This window comes from Aliiroseovarius sp. F20344 (assembly GCF_023016155.1).
Taxonomy (GTDB): domain Bacteria; phylum Pseudomonadota; class Alphaproteobacteria; order Rhodobacterales; family Rhodobacteraceae; genus Aliiroseovarius.
In genome coordinates this window covers 434921-455518 of record NZ_JALKBG010000003.1, presented here as the reverse complement: position 1 = coordinate 455518, position 20598 = coordinate 434921, and the positions used below count along the sequence as shown (strand labels likewise).

At 56.0% G+C, this 20598-nt stretch carries 20 protein-coding genes; 12 read left to right on the top strand and 8 right to left on the bottom strand.

Annotation, left to right across the window (positions count from 1 at the left end):
• Positions 1-52: 52 nt before the first annotated feature.
• From hslU to MWU55_RS02720, 4 genes are all read right to left on the bottom strand, one after another.
• Entirely contained in the window at positions 53-1360 is a 1308-nt protein-coding gene (gene hslU, locus MWU55_RS02735) for an ATP-dependent protease ATPase subunit HslU (RefSeq protein ID WP_246934170.1), read from the bottom strand.
• Entirely contained in the window at positions 1357-1914 is a 558-nt protein-coding gene (hslV, locus tag MWU55_RS02730; protein ID WP_246934169.1) for an ATP-dependent protease subunit HslV, read from the bottom strand. The genes hslU and hslV overlap by 4 nt, the downstream gene beginning before the upstream one ends.
• Before the next feature lie 100 nt (positions 1915-2014).
• Positions 2015-3049: a ferrochelatase gene (hemH, locus tag MWU55_RS02725; RefSeq protein WP_246934168.1), complete on the bottom strand. Its 1035-nt coding sequence runs from the start codon at positions 3047-3049 to the stop codon at positions 2015-2017.
• A gap of 51 nt (positions 3050-3100) precedes the next feature.
• Entirely contained in the window at positions 3101-3931 is an 831-nt protein-coding gene (locus MWU55_RS02720; protein ID WP_246934167.1) for an SAM-dependent methyltransferase, read from the bottom strand.
• 30 nt (positions 3932-3961) lie between these two features.
• Between MWU55_RS02720 and MWU55_RS02715 the strand changes: the two genes are divergently transcribed.
• From MWU55_RS02715 to MWU55_RS02695, 5 genes are read left to right on the top strand one after another with little or no spacing between them, the layout of a single operon-like run.
• Entirely contained in the window at positions 3962-4678 is a 717-nt protein-coding gene (locus MWU55_RS02715; protein ID WP_246934166.1) for a ComF family protein, read from the top strand.
• Positions 4679-4727: 49 nt separating this feature from the next.
• On the top strand, positions 4728-4985 hold the full coding sequence (grxC, locus tag MWU55_RS02710; protein WP_246934165.1) for a glutaredoxin 3: 258 nt from the start codon (positions 4728-4730) through the stop codon (positions 4983-4985).
• 3 nt (positions 4986-4988) lie between these two features.
• Positions 4989-5807 carry a carbon-nitrogen hydrolase family protein gene (locus MWU55_RS02705; RefSeq protein WP_246934164.1) on the top strand — a complete coding sequence of 273 codons (819 nt, stop codon included), beginning with the start codon at positions 4989-4991 and terminating at the stop codon, positions 5805-5807.
• Positions 5807-6253, top strand: a complete 447-nt coding sequence (locus tag MWU55_RS02700; RefSeq protein WP_246934163.1) for a MarR family transcriptional regulator — start codon at positions 5807-5809, stop codon at positions 6251-6253. The genes MWU55_RS02705 and MWU55_RS02700 overlap by 1 nt, the downstream gene beginning before the upstream one ends.
• Positions 6250-7035 carry a GNAT family N-acetyltransferase gene (locus MWU55_RS02695; protein WP_246934162.1) on the top strand — a complete coding sequence of 262 codons (786 nt, stop codon included), beginning with the start codon at positions 6250-6252 and terminating at the stop codon, positions 7033-7035. Before MWU55_RS02700 ends, MWU55_RS02695 begins: the two co-directional genes overlap by 4 nt.
• Before the next feature lies 1 nt (position 7036).
• Here MWU55_RS02695 and ubiG read toward each other — a convergent pair whose 3' ends face one another.
• Positions 7037-7789 carry a bifunctional 2-polyprenyl-6-hydroxyphenol methylase/3-demethylubiquinol 3-O-methyltransferase UbiG gene (ubiG, locus tag MWU55_RS02690; RefSeq protein WP_246934161.1) on the bottom strand — a complete coding sequence of 251 codons (753 nt, stop codon included), beginning with the start codon at positions 7787-7789 and terminating at the stop codon, positions 7037-7039.
• A gap of 53 nt (positions 7790-7842) precedes the next feature.
• Between ubiG and pip the strand changes: the two genes are divergently transcribed.
• The 6 genes from pip (at position 7843) to infB (ending at position 14770) form a co-directional block, all read left to right on the top strand.
• Positions 7843-8832: a prolyl aminopeptidase gene (pip, locus tag MWU55_RS02685; RefSeq protein WP_246934160.1), complete on the top strand. Its 990-nt coding sequence runs from the start codon at positions 7843-7845 to the stop codon at positions 8830-8832.
• Between the two features lie 244 nt (positions 8833-9076).
• Entirely contained in the window at positions 9077-9244 is a 168-nt protein-coding gene (locus MWU55_RS02680; protein WP_246934159.1) for a DUF1508 domain-containing protein, read from the top strand.
• 159 nt (positions 9245-9403) lie between these two features.
• Positions 9404-9988, top strand: coding sequence for a ribosome maturation factor RimP (gene rimP / locus MWU55_RS02675; RefSeq protein WP_246934158.1), 585 nt, complete (start codon positions 9404-9406; stop codon positions 9986-9988).
• Positions 9989-9990: 2 nt separating this feature from the next.
• Positions 9991-11616 carry a transcription termination factor NusA gene (gene nusA, locus MWU55_RS02670; protein WP_246934157.1) on the top strand — a complete coding sequence of 542 codons (1626 nt, stop codon included), beginning with the start codon at positions 9991-9993 and terminating at the stop codon, positions 11614-11616.
• A gap of 23 nt (positions 11617-11639) precedes the next feature.
• A complete protein-coding gene (locus MWU55_RS02665; RefSeq protein ID WP_246934156.1) occupies positions 11640-12281 on the top strand; it encodes an RNA-binding protein in 642 nt (213 codons plus the stop codon).
• Positions 12278-14770, top strand: coding sequence for a translation initiation factor IF-2 (gene infB, locus MWU55_RS02660; RefSeq protein WP_246934155.1), 2493 nt, complete (start codon positions 12278-12280; stop codon positions 14768-14770). The genes MWU55_RS02665 and infB overlap by 4 nt, the downstream gene beginning before the upstream one ends.
• A gap of 300 nt (positions 14771-15070) precedes the next feature.
• Here the strand turns inward: infB and mutT are convergent, their stop codons facing one another.
• From mutT to MWU55_RS02645, 3 genes are read right to left on the bottom strand one after another with little or no spacing between them, the layout of a single operon-like run.
• Positions 15071-15469 (bottom strand): 8-oxo-dGTP diphosphatase MutT, encoded by a 399-nt coding sequence (gene mutT / locus MWU55_RS02655; RefSeq protein ID WP_348646208.1) that lies wholly within the window; start codon positions 15467-15469, stop codon positions 15071-15073.
• Positions 15466-16767: a bifunctional glutamate N-acetyltransferase/amino-acid acetyltransferase ArgJ gene (gene argJ, locus MWU55_RS02650; protein WP_246934154.1), complete on the bottom strand. Its 1302-nt coding sequence runs from the start codon at positions 16765-16767 to the stop codon at positions 15466-15468. Before argJ ends, mutT begins: the two co-directional genes overlap by 4 nt.
• A gap of 15 nt (positions 16768-16782) precedes the next feature.
• The gene (locus tag MWU55_RS02645) at positions 16783-17661 is read right to left on the bottom strand and encodes a peptidylprolyl isomerase (RefSeq protein ID WP_246934153.1); all 879 of its coding nucleotides are present in this window, start codon (positions 17659-17661) and stop codon (positions 16783-16785) included.
• Positions 17662-17840: 179 nt separating this feature from the next.
• Here MWU55_RS02645 and secA point away from each other — a divergent pair, with 179 nt between their 5' ends.
• On the top strand, positions 17841-20510 hold the full coding sequence (secA, locus tag MWU55_RS02640) for a preprotein translocase subunit SecA (RefSeq protein ID WP_246934152.1): 2670 nt from the start codon (positions 17841-17843) through the stop codon (positions 20508-20510).
• The last annotated feature ends 88 nt before the right edge of the window (positions 20511-20598 follow it).

The following is a 20598-nucleotide window of genomic DNA, read 5'->3' as shown; positions in this document are numbered from 1 at the left end:
CTCCCTGGACCTATCCACTGGATAGCCGAGGAAACTGCCTATGCAAAGCCCATCAAAGCACGTAACGGCTTACATCGGTCGACGTCATAAGCGCGCCAAGGTGGGTGTCCACAAACGCGCTGTCCACGACAACTTTTTCGCCACCGCGATCAGGGGCGGTAAAGCTTAGCTCTTCGAACACACGTTCAAGAACCGTGTAAAGCCTCCGCGCGCCAATGTTTTCAACGCTTTGGTTCACCTCGGCTGCGATCTTGGCAAGGGCCGCAATGCCGTTTTCGGTGAACTCGACTGTGACATCTTCGGTGCCCATAAGAGCCGTATATTGACGGGTAAGTGCGTTGTCGGTTTCGGTCAGGATGCGGACGAAGTCTTCTTCGGTTAGGGCGCGAAGCTCGACCCGTATGGGCAGGCGGCCTTGAAGTTCAGGCAGCAAATCCGAAGGCTTTGCCACGTGGAACGCACCCGAGGCAATGAACAGGATATGATCCGTTTTCACGGCACCATGCTTGGTGGAAACTGTAGTGCCTTCGATCAGCGGAAGCAGGTCGCGCTGAACGCCTTCGCGGCTGACATCACCACCCCGATTTTCGGTGCGCGCGCAGACTTTGTCGATCTCGTCCAAGAAGACGATACCGTTCTGTTCAACAGCTTCCAGAGCCGATTTAGTGACTGTTTCGTCGTCCAGCAGCTTGTCGGCTTCATCGGAAATCAGAACTTCATAGCTGTCCCGCACAGTCATCTTCTTTTTGACCGTCCGACCGCCAAAGGCTTTTCCGAACATGTCCCCAAGATTCAGCATTCCCATACCCTGCCCCGGTTGTCCCGGCACGTCGAGCATCTGCATCGGGTTCGAGGTGTCGGCGACCTCCAATTCAATCTCGTGGTCGTCCAACTCACCTGTGCGAAGTTTCTTACGGAACATCTCGCGCGTTGCGTCGCGAGCATCTTCCCCTGCGATAGCTTCGATGACGCGATCCTCGGCGGCTTCTTCGGCGCGGGCCTTCACATCCTCTCGCATATGTTCACGAGTTTGGATGATGGCGGCGTCGACCAGATCACGTACGATTTGTTCCACGTCACGACCGACATAACCGACCTCAGTGAATTTGGTTGCCTCAACTTTCAAAAACGGCGCGCGGGCCAGTTTGGCCAGGCGCCGGCTGATCTCGGTTTTGCCCACACCAGTGGGTCCGATCATCAGAATGTTCTTAGGATAGACTTCGTCACGCAGGTCATCCGCCAACTGCTTGCGGCGCCAGCGGTTTCGCAGCGCAACAGCCACAGCGCGTTTCGCATCGCTTTGCCCAATGATGAAGCGATCCAGCTCGCTGACAATTTCACGGGGGGTCAGGTCGGTCATTGGCTGATCTCCTCAACCGTCAGGTTTCCGTTGGTATAGACACAGATATCGGCGGCAATCGCCATTGCTTTGCGTGCCACGCCTTCCGCGTCCAGATCGCTTTCCATCAATCCACGCGCGGCGGCCAATGCGAAGTTTCCACCCGAACCGATCGCGGTCACGTCATGTTCGGGTTCCAACACGTCACCTGCACCGGTGATCACGAACAGATCCTTGCCGTCGGTGACGATCAGCATGGCTTCAAGCTTTTGCAGATACTTGTCGGTGCGCCAGTCCTTCGCCAGCTCGACCGAGGCGCGGGCCAATTGACCGGGCGTCGCTTCCAGCTTGGTTTCAAGCCGTTCCAGCAGAGTGAATGCATCCGCAGTTGATCCCGCGAAACCGGCAACAACATCAAATCCGCCGGGCGACAAACGCCGCACTTTCCGTGCGGTACCCTTGATCACGGTTTGGCCAAGACTGACTTGCCCGTCGCCCGCAATTACAACTTTGCCACCTTTGCGCACGCCAATAATTGTCGTGCCATGCCAGCCGGGAAATTCCGTATCCGCCATATCGCCTCCAAATCTGGTTTCATCCTATATGGACACGGGCGCCGCGGCGCACAAGCTTAGGCCTGTGCGAAGTGGAAGTTCTTGCGATTTTGCGGGATAATCAGCCCAGCCAGCCGCCCAAATTGCGCTTGGCGACACCCATCAGCGCCTCGATATGGGCATCATCGTCGTTCAGGCACGGGATATAGGTGAAGCTTTCGCCCCCGGCCTCGACAAAGGCTTCCTGAATTTCCTCTTGGATTTCCTCCAGAGTTTCGATGCAGTCGGCCGAGAATGCGGGCGCGATGACAGCGATGTTTTTCTTACCGCTTTCAGCCAGACGCGCGACTTCTTCTACTGTATAGGGCTTCAGCCATTCTTCTGGACCAAAGACCGATTGGAACGTCGTAGTGATTTCGCTTTCATCCCAGCCCAGACGCTCTTTCAACAGGCGCGTGCTTTTCTGGCATTGGCAGTGATAGGGGTCGCCCTGCATCAGATACCGTTTTGGCATCCCGTGATAGGACACAACCAGCAGGTCTGGCTTCTTTTCCATCGCGGCATAGCCCTTTTCCACGGTCTGTGCCAAGGCATCCACGTATGCGGGATCGTCGAAGTATGGTTCGATTGTGCGCGCGGCGGGTTGCCAGGTCTCGCTCATCAGGGCGCGGAAGAACTGGTCGTTTGCGGTGCCCATCGTGGCACCTGCGTATTGCGGATAGAGCGGGAAAAAGAGGATGCGATCACAGCCTGCGGCCACCATTTCCTCGACCTTCGATTTGGTTGACGGGTTACCGTAACGCATACAGAAATCCACCATGACCTCGGCGCCGTACTGGGCTTCGAACGAGGCTTTAAGCTTGGCAACTTGCGCCTTGGTGATTGTCATCAAAGGGCTTTCGTTCAGCTCTTCATTCCAAATCGACTTGTACGCTTCACCCGACGATTTCGGGCGCTTTGTCAGAATGATGGTCTGAAGGATTGGCTGCCACTTCCATGCAGGATAGTCGATGACACGCTTGTCCGAGAGGAATTCGTTCAAGTAGCGGCGCATCGGCCAATAGTCATATCCGTCGGGCGTACCAAGATTGGCGAACAGAACGCCGACTTTGCGGGCGGGGAGTTTCGGGTGGTCCGTGGGCATTTGCATAATCATGGCTACGTCCTTGTTCGCTTTTCAGATCACTTAAACGGAATTAATTCCAGGTCAATTGGACAATTTGGTCTCATCCGTGCCCAGCGCATCGGCCAGACGTGCAGAGGCAGAACCGGGACGAAGGGGTTTTTGCTGGCTTTCGTCAGGTGCCCAGCCGGTCAGGAAGATCATTTCAAAGCTCGCGGTGATGCGGCCATCTTCGGTCGGGAAGTGTTCGGCGTAGCGATCACATACATCACGGAAGAGGGCGCGGGATTGCGGTGTAATCTGTCTCTGATCCAGCGCGTTCCGCTCTCCCATCAGACGCAGATCGCGCATCAAAGCAAAGGCATCGGCATAGGTCACTTGGCGCACAGCGCTGTCGGCGACAGGCAGCGCAAGGCCCGCGCGTTGAAGCAGAGCGCCGAGGTCGCGGATCTCGCCCATAGGCAGGACGCGCGGGGACAGGCCGCCAGTTCGGGCGACTTCAACTTCGGACATCACAGCGCGAAGTTCAGACAGAGTTTGCCCGCCAAACATTACCCCCATGAACATTCCGTCATTGATCAGCGCGCGCCGGCTTTGGATGATCTGTCCAACTGGATCATTGGCCCAATGCAGTGAAAGTCCGTGAATCACCAGATCATGCACGCCGGGCTCAAGTGACAGAATCTCATCGTCCGGCACAATCAACGCATCTGGGAAGATTTCCGACCACACTTGCGGAAAACCTGTGACAATCGCGGGCTTGGTAAACGTTCTGTTAACCTCTGTCAGTCGATCCTTAACCTCATCTGCGGCCAGCTCTTGCAGGAACATACCTTCCGCGCGTGCGCGGCGGCGGTTTTGCACAAGCTGTCGGCGGTCGGTCAGTTTCTGGGGCGTGTCGTCAGGCAATCTCATGGGCGCGGACCATAGTTGGAAAGGGCGAAAATGCAATCAGCGCTGCATCTGATCTATCCACCACAATGCGTGAGTTGTGATGCACCGACGGATATGGACTTTGGTCTTTGTGCGACTTGCTGGGCCGATACGCCATTTCTTAGCGGTCTGACTTGCGATCTGTGTGGTGAGCCGCTGCCTGGTGAGGACGATGGCAGCATCGTGCATTGCGATGCATGCATGGCGCGGCAGCGGCCTTGGCTGCAAGGGCGCTCTGCCCTGCTTTATCGCGGGAATGCACGTCGGATGATCCTTGCCCTAAAGCATGGCGACCGGCCCGAACTAGCGCGTAGCTTTGCCCCTTGGTTGGCCAAGGCAGCAGAGGATATCTTGCGCAATGATATGGTGATTGCGCCAATCCCGATACATTGGACCCGCCGTTTGAAGCGGCGATACAACCAATCGGCCGAGCTTGGACGCGCCTTGGCGCGCGTGACGGGTCTGGAAAATGCACCGCAAGCTTTGATCCGCCCACGCCGCACCGCAATGCATGACGGGTTGAGCGCAGATGATCGGTTCCTGAACATGGATCAGGCGATCACACCGCACCCCAAACATGCTGAAGCCCTTGCGGGGCGGGATGTTTTGCTTCTGGATGATGTGATGACATCAGGCGCCACGTTTCACGCCGCCGCACACGCAGCTGTGATGGCCGGCGCAGCCTCGGTTCGGGTTCTATCCCTTGCGCGCGTTGCACGGGACGCCTAGTTGCCTATAGTTCTGCACACAGGCAGAGCGGCACGGAAGGAAGAGCTCTATGCAACCGGTCACGATTTATACATCACCGCTTTGCGGTTTTTGCCACGCGGCCAAACGTCTGCTGAAAAGCAAAGATGTCGCGTTTGACGAAATCGACGTGATGATGAAGCCTGCAAAGAAGCAGGAAATGATGTCGCGGGCGAATGGTCGGCACACAGTGCCGCAGATCTTTATCGGCGAGATTCATGTCGGCGGGTGCGATGACTTGTTTGATCTGGAACGCGGCGGAAAACTTGATCCGCTGTTGGCAGGTTAGGCCATGCGTGTCGCGCTGATCCAGTTTACGGCCGGGGACGATCCGGCCGCAAATCTTGGCCCTCTGCGCGATTTGGTAGGGCAGGCGGCGGCGGACGGGGCGGAGTTTGTTCTGACGCCCGAAGTGTCGAACATCATCTCGACCAGCCGCAGCCACCAAAACGAAGTTCTTCATCACGAAGCAGACGATCCGACACTTGCCGCCCTGCGGTACGAGGCACACGCGATGGGCGTCTGGCTGTTGATTGGGTCCTTGGCGCTGAAAACTGACGATCCGGATGGGAGGTTTGCGAACCGATCATTCATGATTTCTCCGCTTGGGGATATCGTCGCGCGCTATGACAAGATCCATATGTTTGATGTTCAGATCGACGCCACCGAAAGCTATCGCGAAAGCGCGGGCTATCGCCCCGGTGATCGTGCAGTTGTGGCACAGACTGAGTTTTGCAATATCGGCATGACCATCTGCTACGACATGCGCTTTCCGCATCTCTATCGCGCTTTGGCCAAGGCGGGTGCCAAGATCATCACAGTGCCCGCCGCGTTTTCGCCCGTGACAGGGGTGGCGCATTGGGAAAGCCTGCTGCGCGCCCGCGCCATTGAAAACGGTGTCTTTATCCTGGCCCCCGCGATGTGCGGGCAGCACAGCCCAAAGCGCGCGACATACGGACATTCCTTGGTTGTGTCGCCTTGGGGCGAGGTTTTGTCCGATGGCGGGACCGTTCCGGGCATCACAATGGTTGATCTTGACCTTGCAGACGTGGGAAGGTCGCGCCAACGCGTTCCATCGCTGTCGCATGACCGAGAATTCAAAGGCCCCTGATGTCCGAAAGCTCTGCCGAAACCCTGTCCGTCGCCCTGTTCAGCGAGATGTTCATGGCCGACCAGTTGGCGCGCAACCGTCTGTCGAAGGCGCTGCCAAAGGGAATGGAGCTAAGCCACTTTTCGGTGCTGAATCACCTGGCTCGCGTGGGAGAAGAAAAGAGCCCTGCGCAACTGGCGAAGTCTTTTCACGTTACACGCGGCGCGATGACCAACACGCTGAACAAACTGGAATGGGCCGGGCATGTGCATATTCGGCCCGACTGGGATGATGCGCGCCGCAAATTCGTAACAATCTCACCCTCTGGAAAGGCTGCTCGCGATGCAGCGCTGGCGGCGATCACGCCGATTATTTCGAACATGGTGAAGCAAATCGGTGCGGACAAAGTGCGCAACACGCTGCCTGTCCTGCGCGAGATGCGTCAAATCCTAAGCGAAGTCGAATGAAATCGCTGGAGTTTGCCACGGACCTTATGGTTCAGGATGGTCAGACCAAGATCCAGAGGTACCACGACCGATTTGTTCAACGCACGCCCAAAGAGCCTAATTATTGGTTCGGCAACCGTGTCGTTTTCTATGAGCCCCCGAAATCTGCGGATGACCTGATCGCACAATTCCACTCGGATATTCCCGAGGCCAAACACACCTGCATAAGTTGGGATATTCCAAACCTAAGCATTCAGTCCGTGAAGGACGTTTTTGGATCAACGGGACTGCGCATTGAAGAAGGCGATGTTCTTGCCTTGAAACAGGATCTGAAGCGCGCCGAAGCACCGGAAGGGATCGAAATCAGGCCCTTAGTATCTGCATCTGATTGGCATCAAAGCGAAGCCATCGGACGTGCGGATTTGCTGAAAGAGGATGTGCCTGAGGCCGGGTTAGACACTTATCTGGCAAACAGAACCACTGCACGGAAAGAGCAGATTGCGAAAGGGTTGGGTCAATGGTTTGGCGCGTTTGATGGCGACACGTTGGCTGGTGACATGGGCATTTTCAATGACGATCAGTTGATCCGCTATCAGTCCGTTCAAACGCACGAGGCATATCGTCGACGCGGCATATGCTCGGCGCTTTTATGCACAAGTCTTGTTTGGGCGCGCGGGCGTGCCCCGAATGCGCAGCCGGTGATTGTTGCGCAGGCGGATAGTGATGCGGGACGCTTATACCGTCGTGCCGGGTTCGAACTGGCCGAAACCACGATAAGCGCGTATCGCGCGCCCTTGGACTAAGTCAGGCCTTGGGCTTTACTGACGTGATTGCGTAATTCACCGATAGGTCCTGAGAGGACAAAGACCAGCTCCAGGCAATGGGATTAAAGACCATGCCCATGCGGTCGACCACGTTCAGACCAGCAGTTGCAATCAGATCGACAAGCTCATCGGGGGTGATGAATTTGCCCCACTCATGTGTGCCTTTTGGAAGCCAGCGCATCACGTGCTCGGCCCCGATGATGGCCACCATGTAGCTTTTCGGATTGCGGTTGATGGTGGATGCGACCATCAGCCCGCCCGGTTTTAGAAGTTGCTGGCACGCGGTCAGATAGGCCAGTGGGTCAGCAACGTGTTCGACCACTTCCATGTTCAGAACGACGTCGAACTGCTCGCCCGCGGCGGCAAGGCTTTCGGCAGTGCAATTGCGGTAATCAATCTCCAGACCCATTTGTTCTGCATGAAGCTGCGCGACCGGGATGTTGCGCGTCGCGGCGTCAGCGCCAATCACTGTGGCGCCAAGACGCGCCATTGGTTCTGACAAAAGCCCGCCCCCACAGCCGATGTCCAGCAAACGCAGCCCTTTAAAGGGCTCTACATCATTCAGGTCACGCCCAAATTCCGCTGCGATCTGGTTGGTGATATAATCCAGCCGCACCGGGTTCATCATATGAAGCGGTTTGAACTTGCCCGTGGGATCCCACCATTCGGCGGCCATGGCCTCGAATTTGGCAACTTCGGCAGGGTCAACGGTGGTCTGGGTCTCGGCGGTCATCGGGAACCTTCTTTCTGATGGCAGGCGCGTCACGGTCACTATATAGAGGGTTTATGGATAAGGCCGCAGGAAAAAACAGCGCAGCCGCACGGCTCTTTCCCCCGATCGACCCGTTTGATCGGCATATGCTGGATGTGGGCGACGGTCACAAGGTTTATGTTGAGCAAAGCGGCAACCCGGATGGCATTCCGGTTGTTGTGCTCCACGGTGGTCCGGGCGGCGGGTCGTCCCCCGCCATGCGCCGTTTCTTCGATCCCAAGCGATACCATATCATCTTGTTTGACCAACGCGGCTGTGGGCGGTCACGTCCGCACGCCAGTATTGATGCGAACACGACGTGGCATCTGGTGCGTGACATCGAACAAATTCGCGCGACCTTGGGCATCGACCGTTGGATTGTGTTTGGCGGCAGCTGGGGGGCAACCCTCGCGCTTGTCTATGCGCAGTCACATCCTGTGCGCGTGGCCCATCTGGTTCTGCGCGGTGTTTTCCTTGCCACTAAGTCCGAGTTGGATTGGTTCTATGGCGGCGGCGCTGGGCGGTTCTGGCCCGAGCTTTGGGATCGATTTGAAAAACTGGTCCCGGATGAAGAACGCCACGATATGATCAGCGCCTATCACCGGCGACTGTTTTCTGGAAACTATGGCGAGGAAACGCGATTCGCCCGCGCTTGGACCGAATGGGAAAACGCGCTGGCCTCGATCCAGAATGCGGGTGCGATCATAGACAGCCCGACCGAATACGCCCGCGCCTTTGCCCGGCTTGAAAACCACTATTTCCGCCACAGCGCGTTCTTAGACGAAGATGGCAAGATCCTCCGCGATATGGGCCGGATCTCGCATATCCCCGGAACGATTGTGCAGGGACGCCACGATATGATTTGCCCACCCAGAATGGCGTGGGAACTTCACCAACGCTGGCCGTCGTCCGAACTGCGGATGATCCATCTTGCGGGGCACGCCCTGTCCGAACGTGGTATCGCGGATGAGCTGGTGTTGACAATGGAACGCTTGGAGACTCAGCGCGAGGCGTTGGGGGTGTAGCACCATTTGTAGTGCGCTTTGTTCAAGAGACTACTAAATAAAGCGGCTTTGCATAGTCGAAGGGTGGACTCGTTTTGCTCTTGTTGTTTAAACTTAAGGCGCTCACCTGTTTAGCGATTCGGTGAGCGCCTTAACCGTCGTTGGTGCGACGGCAGTCTTGTATAGACAAAGTGAGAATCTCACGGATTGTTGGACTCCGTCAAGCACTAATCGGCACTTCTGAAACGCATACAGGAGATCTGATATGCACTACTTTGTCTATAAAGACTTCGCAGGTGACTGGCGCTGGCGCTTGAAATCATCAAATGGAAATATCGTTGCTGATTCTGCAGAGGGCTACCGCAACAAAAGCGACTGTCTGCACGGGATCAATCTCGTAAAGGGCTCATCTGCTGCCCCTGTCTACGAGTAGGTACCATGCAAGAGAGCACCTAAATTTTGTGCTCTCTTGCTATTCCTCGGAATTGTATCTATATCCCAATTCAACAGCGGCGCTTCGGTCTCCACCCCCGAAGCTCCACCGGAAAATCCGACGGGCCCGCTGGCCCGTTTTTTTGTTTTGGAGATGCGAGTGAGCAACCTTGTTGCCAATACCGCGATTGACCGTCGTCTGGCCGACATTGTCGGGCCTGTGATCGAAGACATGGGCTTTGAACTTGTGCGTCTGCGCCTGATGGGCGGCAAGACTGCGACCCTGCAGATCATGGCGGAACGCCCTGATGGCGGGATCGAGGTTGATGATTGCGCCGAGATTTCAACGGCGATCAGTGCGATCCTCGATGTGGAAGACCCGATCGAGGACAACTATACGCTTGAAGTCGGCTCGCCCGGCATCGACCGTCCGCTGACACGTCTGAAGGATTTCGATGCGTGGAGCGGCTATGTCGCCAAGATCGAAACGTCCGAATTGATTGATGGACGCAAGCGCTTCAAGGGCAACCTTGCGGGCGTTGATGGAAATGAGGTTCTGATCGAGATCGAGAACCAGGGCGAAGAGGTCACCATTGGCCTTGATTTTGACTGGTTGGCAGATGCCAAGCTGGTTTTGACCGACGAACTGATCCGTGAAGCACTGCGTCAGCGCAAAGATGCGGGTCAGATCGACGAAGCCCAATTTGACGAAATTCAAGAAATCACCGGTTCCGAGGAGGACTGACCATGGCAATTACTTCTGCAAACCAGCTTGAGCTTTTGCAAACCGCCGAGGCCGTGGCCCGCGAAAAAATGATCGACCCTGCGTTGGTCATCGAAGCGATGGAAGAAAGCTTGGCCCGTGCAGCCAAGTCGCGCTACGGCGCGGAAATGGACATTCGCGTGTCCATCGACCGCAAGACCGGTCGTGCCGCGTTCACCCGCGTGCGTACAGTGGTTGAGGACGATGAGCTTGAGAACTATCAGGCTGAGTTCACGGTCGAGCAAGCCAAGCAATACATGGAAAACCCGGCTGTCGGCGACACCTTCGTTGAAGAAGTCCCACCGGTTGAAATGGGCCGTATTGCAGCGCAGTCCGCCAAGCAGGTGATCCTGCAGAAGGTTCGCGAAGCTGAGCGTGATCGCCAGTATGAAGAATTCAAAGACCGCGCTGGTACCATCATCAATGGTCAGGTTAAACGCGAAGAATATGGCAACGTCATCGTGGACGTGGGTGCTGGCGAAGCCATCCTGCGCCGCAATGAAAAGATCGGCCGTGAAAGCTATCGCCCGAACGATCGCATCCGCTGCTACATCAAAGACGTTCGTCGTGAATCGCGTGGTCCGCAGATCTTCCTGTCGCGCACCGCGCCGGAATTCATGGCCGAACTGTTCAAGATGGAAGTGCCGGAAATCTATGATGGCATCATCGAGATCAAGGCCGTGGCCCGTGATCCCGGTTCGCGCGCAAAGATCGCCGTGATTTCCTATGACGGTTCGATTGACCCGGTTGGTGCCTGTGTTGGTATGCGTGGCTCGCGCGTACAAGCCGTTGTGAACGAACTTCAGGGCGAGAAGATTGACATTATTCCATGGAATGAAGATCAACCGACCTTCCTTGTGAACGCTCTTCAGCCTGCTGAAGTCTCGAAGGTTGTTCTGGACGAAGAAGCTGGCAAAATCGAAGTGGTTGTGCCCGACGAGCAGCTGTCGCTGGCCATTGGCCGCCGCGGTCAGAACGTGCGTCTTGCATCGCAACTGACCAACCTCGACATCGATATCATGACTGAGGCTGAAGAAAGCGAACGTCGCCAGAAAGAATTCGCTGTGCGTACCGCTTTGTTCATGGAGACCCTTGATCTGGACGAGTTCTTTGCCCAGCTATTGGTCTCAGAGGGCTTCACCAATTTGGAAGAAGTCGCTTATGTCGAGGTCGATGAACTGCTGGTGATTGACGGTGTTGACGAAGGCACCGCAAATGAATTGCAGACTCGTGCCCGTGAATATCTGGAAGCTCAGGCCGCCAAGGCACTGGAAAACGCCCGAGCGATGGGTGTTGAAGACAGCCTGATCGCTTTTGAAGGCCTGACGGCTCAGATGGTTGAAGCTTTGGCCGAAGATGGTGTGAAGTCGCTGGAAGATTTCGCAACCTGTGCTGACTGGGAACTGGCCGGTGGTTGGACCACAGTTGACGGCGAGCGCATCAAAGACGATGGGTCGCTTGAGAAGTTCGGCATGACGCTGGAAGAAGCACAGGACATGGTCATGACTGCCCGTATCCTTTTAGGCTGGGTCGATCCGGCTGAACTAGAAGCAGAAGCTGCCGAAGGCGAAGAAGAAGCCGAAGCCGCGGAAGAAGGAGCTGAGGCCTGATTTCAGGTCTCAGGTAGCGACGCATGACGCGTGGTGGACATAAAAAGCGGCCGGATGAGCCCGAACGGCGTTGCATCGCAACCGGAGAAACCGAGCCAAAGGCCGGACTGATCCGCTTTGTCGTGGGGCCGGATGACATGGTGGTGCCTGACCTGTTGGGCAAACTGCCGGGTCGTGGGATCTATGTCGCCGCCAATCGTGCGGCGATTGCCACGGCGATCAAGAAAGGCCTGTTTTCGCGCGCTGCGCGCAAGCCGGTCACCGTGCCAGATGGTCTGCTTGAGTTGCTTGAGCGTGGCTATGCAGATCGGGTGGTGCATTTGATTGCGATGGCGCGCAAAGCGGGTCAAGCGATCGCTGGGTATGAGAAAGTTAAAGACTGGCTGATGAAAGATCAGGCCCACGTTTTGATCCAAGCCTCGGACGGGTCCGAGCGCGGAAAATCGAAGCTCAGACCGCCCCGCGAAGAGGGACGGTTTATTGAATGTCTGACCGGCGATGAGCTGGGTTTGGCGTTTGGACGTGAAAATGTGATACATGGCGCGCTTGCGTCTGGCGGTTTGGCCTCTCGTGTTGTAGAGGAAGCCCAGAAACTGACAGCGATGCGTGTTGTGCAAGACAACGACGGCGGGAAGGCTCGCCGGAAAGGTACGAAGACCAGATGAGCGATAATGACGGCAAAAAGACCCTTGGCCTGCGCGGAAGCCGCCCAGGTCAGGTGAAGCAAAGCTTCAGCCACGGGCGCACCAAAAACGTCGTGGTCGAAACGAAACGCAAGCGTGTTGTCGTGCCCAAGCCGGGTGCGGGCGCTGGTGGCGCGGGCGCAGCCCCTGCCGGTGGTGATCCACGCAAACGTCCTGCTGGCATCTCGGATGCGGAGATGGAACGCCGTATGAAGGCGCTTCAGGCTGCAAAGTCGCGCGAAGTCGAAGAAGCGGCTAAGCGCGAAGCCGAAGAAAAGGCCCGCGAGGAAGACCGCAAGCGTCGTCGCGAAGAAGCCGAGGCCAAAGAACGTGCCGAACGCGAACGCGAAGAAGCGCTGAAAGCCAAAGCCGAAGAAGAAGAACGCAAGAAGCGTGAAGCTGAAGAGGCTAAGACACGTGCGAAGCCTGCCCCTGCCGCCGATCCGGCCGCTGCGCAGGCCGCTGAACAACGTGGCACGACCAAGCCTTCGTCGGCACCTCGTAAGAAAGACGACCGCGGTGGTGCAAATGACCGTCAGAACCGTGGCAACAAAGGTGGTCGCGACGATGGCCGCCGCTCGGGCAAGTTGACTCTGAACCAAGCTATGCGTGGCGGTGACGGGCGCCAACGTTCGGTTGCTTCCATGCGCCGTAAGCAAGAACGCGCGCGTCAAAAAGCCATGGGTGAATCGGTCGAGCGGGAAAAGGTTATCCGCGACGTTCAAGTCCCCGAAGCCATCATTGTGTCCGAATTGGCCAACCGCATGGCGGAACGCGTCGCTGATGTTGTTAAGTCGCTCATGAATATGGGCATGATGGTCACGCAGAACCAGGCGGTTGACGCTGACACTGCAGAACTGATCATCGAAGAATTCGGCCACAAGATTGTGCGTGTTTCGGATTCTGACGTGGAAGACGTGATTGATTCCGTGGAAGACAAGGAAGAAGACCTTGTGGACCGCGCTCCGATCATCACGATCATGGGCCACGTTGACCACGGTAAGACCTCGCTTCTGGATGCGATCCGAGATGCGAAAGTAACTGCTGGCGAAGCTGGCGGCATCACACAGCACATCGGTGCATATCAGGTCACAACCGATAGCGGCACAACGCTGAGCTTCTTGGATACACCCGGCCACGCCGCGTTTACCTCGATGCGGGCGCGTGGTGCGCAGGTGACGGATATCGTTGTTCTGGTTGTTGCTGCTGACGACAGTGTCATGCCGCAAACCATCGAAGCCATCAACCACGCCAAAGCGGCGGGTGTTCCGATGATTGTTGCGATCAACAAATGCGACAAACCAGAAGCCAACCCCGATACCGTTCGCGCAGAGCTTCTGCAGCACGAAGTCATCGTCGAGAAGATGTCTGGCGAAGTGCAGGATGTTGAAGTCTCGGCCATCACGGGTCAGGGTTTGGATGAACTTCTGGAAGCCATCGCACTGCAGTCCGAAATCCTCGAGCTTAAGGCCAACCCGACACGTGCCGCATCTGGTGCCGTGATCGAAGCTCAGCTTGATGTGGGCCGCGGTCCGGTTGCCACCGTTCTGGTTCAGAACGGTACTTTGAAGCAGGGCGACATCTTCGTTGTAGGCGAGCAGTGGGGTAAAGTCCGCGCGCTGGTCAACGACCATGGTGATCGTGTGAAAGAAGCTGGTCCTTCGGTTCCGGTCGAGGTTCTGGGCCTGAACGGCACACCCGAAGCTGGTGACGTTCTAAACGTGGTGGATACAGAAGCTCAGGCCCGTGAAATCGCCGAGTATCGTGAACAAGCTGCCAAGGACAAACGTGCTGCCGCTGGTGCTGCGACCACTTTGGAACAGATGATGGCCAAGGCGAAAGCCGACAAGGATGTGGCCGAGCTGCCCATTCTGGTCAAAGCCGACGTGCAGGGTTCTGCCGAAGCCATCGTTCAGGCGATGGAAAAAATCGGCAACGACGAAGTGCGTGTTCGTGTGCTGCACTATGGTGTGGGCGCGATCACCGAAACGGATGTCGGTCTGGCGGAAGCATCAGGTGCTCCGGTTATCGGCTTTAACGTTCGTGCGAATGCGTCGGCCCGTAACTCGGCCAACCAAAAGGGCGTCGAGATCCGCTATTACTCGGTCATTTATGACCTTGTGGATGACGTGAAAGCGGCGGCGTCTGGCCTACTCTCTGCCGAGGTTCGCGAGAACTTCATTGGATACGCGGAAATCCGCGAAGTCTTCAAGGTTACGGGTGTTGGTAAGGTTGCTGGCTGTCTGGTCACCGAAGGCGTTGCGCGCCGTTCGGCTGGTGTGCGCTTGCTGCGTGACAACGTTGTGATCCACGAAGGCACGCTGAAGACTCTGAAACGCTTCAAGGACGAAGTGAAGGAAGTTCTATCTGGTCAAGAATGCGGTATGGCATTCGAAAACTATGACGACATCCGTCCGGGCGATGTGATCGAGATCTTCGAACGTGAAGAAGTCGAACGCTCGCTGGACTAAACTGTCCTAATTGTTTGATAAGAAATAAAAAGGGGACGGTTTTCCGTCCCCTTTTTCATTGGTTGGTGAGTGGTGCGGTCCCTTAGGCAGCAATGTCACTGGATACTGGAAATCCGGTGTGCAGGCGGTGCCCAACCCGGATCACAATACGCCCATCCGAGAGCGTCCTTACGTACTGGCCCTGCACCATACTGTAGTTACCGATCATGATGGTTCTGAGCATGTGATACCCCCAAAAAGGAATCTGAACAGGTTCAGTATATCACACCTTAGGTAAACTCTGAGTAAACAAACTGCGCGTCAAAGTAGATCGCGTAGAATCGGGATCAATGGCAGGTCTGCAGGAGGCATCGGAAACTCGCGAAGTTGATCAACGCGCGCCCATTTAAGCACCTGACCCTCGCGCGGCATGGGGGTTCCATTCCACTTTCGGCACGCGAAAAGCGGCATCAGTAGGTGGAAGTCATCGTAGCTATGACTTGCGAAGGACAGAGGGGCCAAACAGGACGACCAAGTGTCGATGCCCAATTCCTCGTGCAGCTCACGCACCAAAGCCGCTTCTGGTGTTTCACCGTGTTCGATCTTGCCGCCCGGAAACTCCCATAGGCCAGCCATGGATTTTCCTTCTGGGCGCTGGGCCAGAAGGATACGCCCATCTGAGTCGATCAGGGCTACTGCGGAAACCAGGACTGTCTTCACGACCGATAATCCGCGTTGATCTGGATGTAAGCGTGGGTCAGGTCGCAAGTCCAGACGGTGGCTTTGCCGTTGCCGACCCCCAGATCCACATCAATCAGCAAATCATCTTGCTGCATATAAGCGGCCCCCGCATCCTCGTGGTAATTCGGTGAGACCCAGCCTTTTTCAGCGACTAAGATATCCCCGAAACGAATGGTCAGCAGATCGCGGTCTGCATAGGCCCCGGATTTACCAATTGCCATGACAACGCGACCCCAGTTGGGGTCCTCTCCAGCCACGGCGGTTTTCACCAAAGGCGAGTTGGCAATGGACAGCGCATGGACCTTAGCGTCGGCATCTGATTTTGCGCCGGTCACGCGGACCTCGACAAACTTCGTGGCACCCTCACCGTCGCGCACAACCTGATGGGCCAAATCCAGCATGACGTCGTCCAGCGCGGCGCGGAACGCGGCATTGTCTTGATCCACCCTAACCTCGGATGCCCCGGTTGCGGCTAGGAGAAGCGTATCTGATGTTGAAGTGTCGCTGTCCACCGTGATGGCATTGAAGCTGTCTTCGTTCAGATCCGAAAGCATGGCTTGCAGATCGCCCTGATCAATCAGAGCATCCGTGAAGATGAACACCAGCATGGTCGCCATATCCGGCGCAATCATGCCTGAGCCCTTGGCGATGCCCGCGATATGCACAATGCGATCCCCGATTTTCACTTCGGCCTTCGCGCCTTTGGCGAATGTGTCGGTGGTGCGGATCGCCTGCGCTGCATCCTCCATGGCGTCGGGAACCAAAAGGCCCTTAAGTTCGTCGATTTTGTCGGTGATCCGGTTGTGAGGAAGCGGTTCCCCGATAACGCCAGTGGATGCTGTGAACACGCGGTCTTGTGGAACCTGCAATGCCTTGGACACTGCCGACGTTATCGCCTCGACCGAACCATCGCCAGCCGCGCCAGTGAACGCATTGGAGTTGCCTGCATTCACAAGAATAGCAGCGCCTTTGTCAGACGCTTTGCCCAGTTTGGCCTGACAATCCAGAACCGGGGCAGAACGTGTGGCGGATGTTGTGAAAACACCTGCCATCGTTGTGCCGGGTTGAAGCTCGGCCAGCATGACATCTAGCCGATCTTTGTATTTCACGCCTGCCTTAACTGCGGAAAATCGTGCCCCCGCTATGACGGGCAGGTCAGGAAAGCTTGCTGGGGCAAGCGGCGAAACCTTATGCGTGTGGTCGTGAGCCTTTACCAATTTGGCCTTCAGCTTCGCGACCTTCTTTTTCAGCTTCTTGATTTTCGCCGTCTTGCCCATGTCTGCCCTCTGCGATCAGTTGTCCAGCAGTGTCATATCACGTGTGACAGCAGGGTCGATCCCTTCAAGATCCGTACGCTCGATTGTTGCGCCTTCCAGCAGGGTTTGCAGGGCTGCTTCCACAGCGTCGTTTTCAATTTGCGCGGCCAGTTCTGCACGCACCTCATCCAATTCGGGGGCGCCAACCATGCGGGTGTCGTTCAGTTTGACGACGTGCCAGCCAAACTGCGTCTGAACCGGGGCCGAAATTTCGCCTTTACCCAAAGCCATTGCGGCATCTTCAAATGGCTTCACCATCATGCCGGGGCCAAACCATCCCAGTTCGCCACCATTCGGGCCAGACGGTCCGGTAGAAAACTCTTTCGCCAGTTCCGCGAAATCCGCACCACCTCCAAGTTTGGTGATCAAATCCTTGGCTTCATCCTCGGTCGCGACAAGAATATGCGCGGCGCTGAATTCCTTGGTCGGTTCGGCATTTGCATATTTGGCATCATAAGCAGCCTTAAGGGCATCGTCCGTCACAGCATCTGCAACGATTCCGTCAACTTTTTCGGCAGCCGCGATTTCACGACGTTGATTTTCTAAAATGATTTCGCCGCGACGGCTGATTTCTTCAACAGCCTGACCAAGGACGGTTTGCTGGATTAACTGGTCGATCAAGCCAGGGAACAAAACGTCGTCTGGCAGGGTTTGGAACTGTTGAGCCAACCCTTGACGGGCAGCAATCACGTGCGAGACGGTGATTTCTTCGCCATTTACGGTTGCAAGAACGGTGTCAGCCTGAACCTCAACCTTGGGCATAGTGTCTTCTGATGCAGTTTCCTGCGCGAAGCCTGGTGCGCCGAATGTCAGCGAAAGGGCGATACCGAAAGCGGCCGCGTGGCGATTAAGCATGAAAATATCCTTTAAAACAGGCCGGAACACCCGGCGACATTGACAGTTTTCCACCCGACGCTTACATCGCTAAGGGCTTAAGAGCGTGGGTTCTTGGGCTCTTAGATAGGCGGCTGGATCACGACGGACAAGTTTCCTCTGGTCACACCAGCGTTAAACCGCATTGAGGCACAAAAAACATGCTTGGAAAAATCGCGCGCAAAGTCTTTGGCACACCCAATGATCGATTGGTCAAAGCCACGCGACCCATTGTCGAAAAGGTCAACGCGCTTGAGGACGAGTTTTCCGCCCTGTCGGATGACGGCATCGTCGCCAAGACCGAAGAATTAAAGAAACGCGTGGCGGATGGCGAAAAGCTGGATGACATCTTGCCAGAGGCTTTTGCCAACTGTCGCGAAGCTGCCAAGCGTGCGTTGGGTCTGCGGGCCTTTGACACCCAGTTGATGGGTGGGATCTTCCTGCATCAGGGCAATATCGCTGAAATGAAGACCGGCGAGGGCAAAACTCTTGTGGCGACCTTCCCCGCTTATCTGAATGCACTGACCGACAAGGGCGTGCACATCGTTACTGTAAACGACTATCTTGCCAAACGTGATGCTGAATGGATGGGCAATGTCTTTTCCGCATTGGGCATGACCACGGGTGTCGTGTATCCCCATCAGGCTGACGACGAGAAACGCGAGGCCTATGCCTGCGACGTCACTTATGCCACGAACAACGAACTTGGTTTTGATTATCTGCGCGACAACATGAAGTCCGAGCTGAAGGACATGTCACAGCGCGGCCACAACTTCGCGATTGTGGACGAAGTCGACTCGATCCTGATCGACGAAGCACGGACACCGCTGATCATCTCGGGCCCGTCCGAAGATCGTTCCGAGCTTTATGTGACCATCGACGCCCTGGTTCCTGAGCTTACGGAAGAGCACTATACGATCGACGAAAAGAACCGTGGCGTGACCTTCACTGAAGAAGGCAACGAGTTCTTGGAAGAACTTCTTTTATCCCGCGGTGTGCTGCCGGAAGGTCAAACGCTTTACGATCCAGAAAGCACCACGATTGTGCACCATCTGAACCAGGGGTTACGCGCTCATAAACTGTTCACGCGCGATAAGGACTATATTGTCCGCGATGGCGAAGTGATCCTAATTGACGAATTTACAGGCCGCATGATGGCAGGGCGCCGTCTGTCCGAAGGCCTGCACCAAGCGATCGAAGCTAAGGAAGGCTGCAAAACGCAACCGGAGAACGTCACTTTGGCGTCGGTAACGTTTCAAAACTACTTCCGTCTCTACAACACGCTTGGCGGCATGACGGGCACCGCTCTGACCGAAGCAGAGGAATTTGCCGAAATCTACGGCCTTGGTGTGGTTGAAGTTCCAACCAACCGCCCGATTGCCCGGATTGACGAACATGACGCTGTTTATCGTACAGAACGCGAGAAATACGCGGCCATCGTAAATGAAATCCGCGATGCAAATGAAAAAGGTCAGCCAATTCTTGTTGGTACGACATCGATCGAGAAATCCGAGCAATTGTCGCAGCTTCTGACTGACGCCAAGATCAAGCATGACGTCCTGAACGCTCGCCAACACGAGCGTGAGGCGCAGATTGTCGCTGACGCCGGCAAGCTGGGTTCGGTGACCATCGCAACTAACATGGCGGGTCGTGGTACGGATATTAAGCTGGGCGGCAATGTCGAATTCAAGGTGATGGAGGCCATCGCGGCCAACCCGGACGGCAACCCGGATGAAATCCGTGCCCGCATTGAAACGGAACACGAAGCGGAAGAACAAGCCGTGAAAGATGCCGGTGGTTTGTTCGTTCTGGCAACAGAACGCCACGAAAGCCGCCGGATTGACAATCAGCTGCGCGGTCGTTCGGGCCGTCAGGGTGACCCGGGCCGTTCGGCTTTCTTCCTGTCTCTGGATGACGATCTGATGCGTATTTTCGGGTCTGAACGGCTTGAGAAAGTTCTGTCGACCCTGGGCATGGATGAAGGCGAAGCCATTGTTCACCCTTGGGTCAACAAATCGCTCGAACGCGCGCAAGCCAAGGTCGAAGGTCGCAACTTCGACATCCGTAAACAGCTTCTGAAATTCGATGACGTGATGAACGATCAACGTAAGGCGATCTTTGGTCAGCGTCTGGAAATCATGGAAGCGGAAGACCTGTCCGAGATTGCTGGCGACATGCGTCATCAGGTGATTGATGATCTGGTTGATCAGTACATGCCCCCAAAATCCTACGCCGATCAGTGGGACACGCATGGGCTTCAGGCTGCCGTGATCGAACATCTGGGCTTTGAAGAGCCGGTTGTCGATTGGGCTGCCGAAGAAGGTGTGGATGACGACTTGATTCGCGAGCGTCTTTATGATGCCTCGGACGCGTTCATGGCCAAGAAAGCCGCTGATTTCGGGCCTGAAACTATGCGCTCGATCGAAAAGCAGCTGATCTTGCAAACGATCGACGCGAAATGGCGTGAGCATCTTCTAACACTGGATCACCTGCGCTCGGTCGTTGGATTCCGTGGATACGCTCAGCGTGATCCGTTGAATGAATACAAGACAGAAGCCTTCCAGCTGTTTGAAAGCCTGCTGGATGGTCTGCGGTCCGATGTGACGCAGAAGCTGTCTCAGATTCGTCCCATGTCAGAAGAAGAACAGCAGGCAATGATGCAGCAAATGGTTCAGCAGCAACAAGCGCTGGCGCAGGCTGCGGAAGCGCCTGAAAATGCGATCGAAGGCTTTGATGAGAATGATCCGAGCACTTGGGGCAACCCGTCGCGCAACGACCCCTGCCCTTGTGGATCAGGCAAAAAGTTCAAACACTGTCACGGTCGACTGTAACCACGTCACGTCGCTGCGCGGCGTGACAACACTCCATAACCGCACCTGAATTGTCCTATGACGTTGTCAGAATGGCCACGCTGAATTC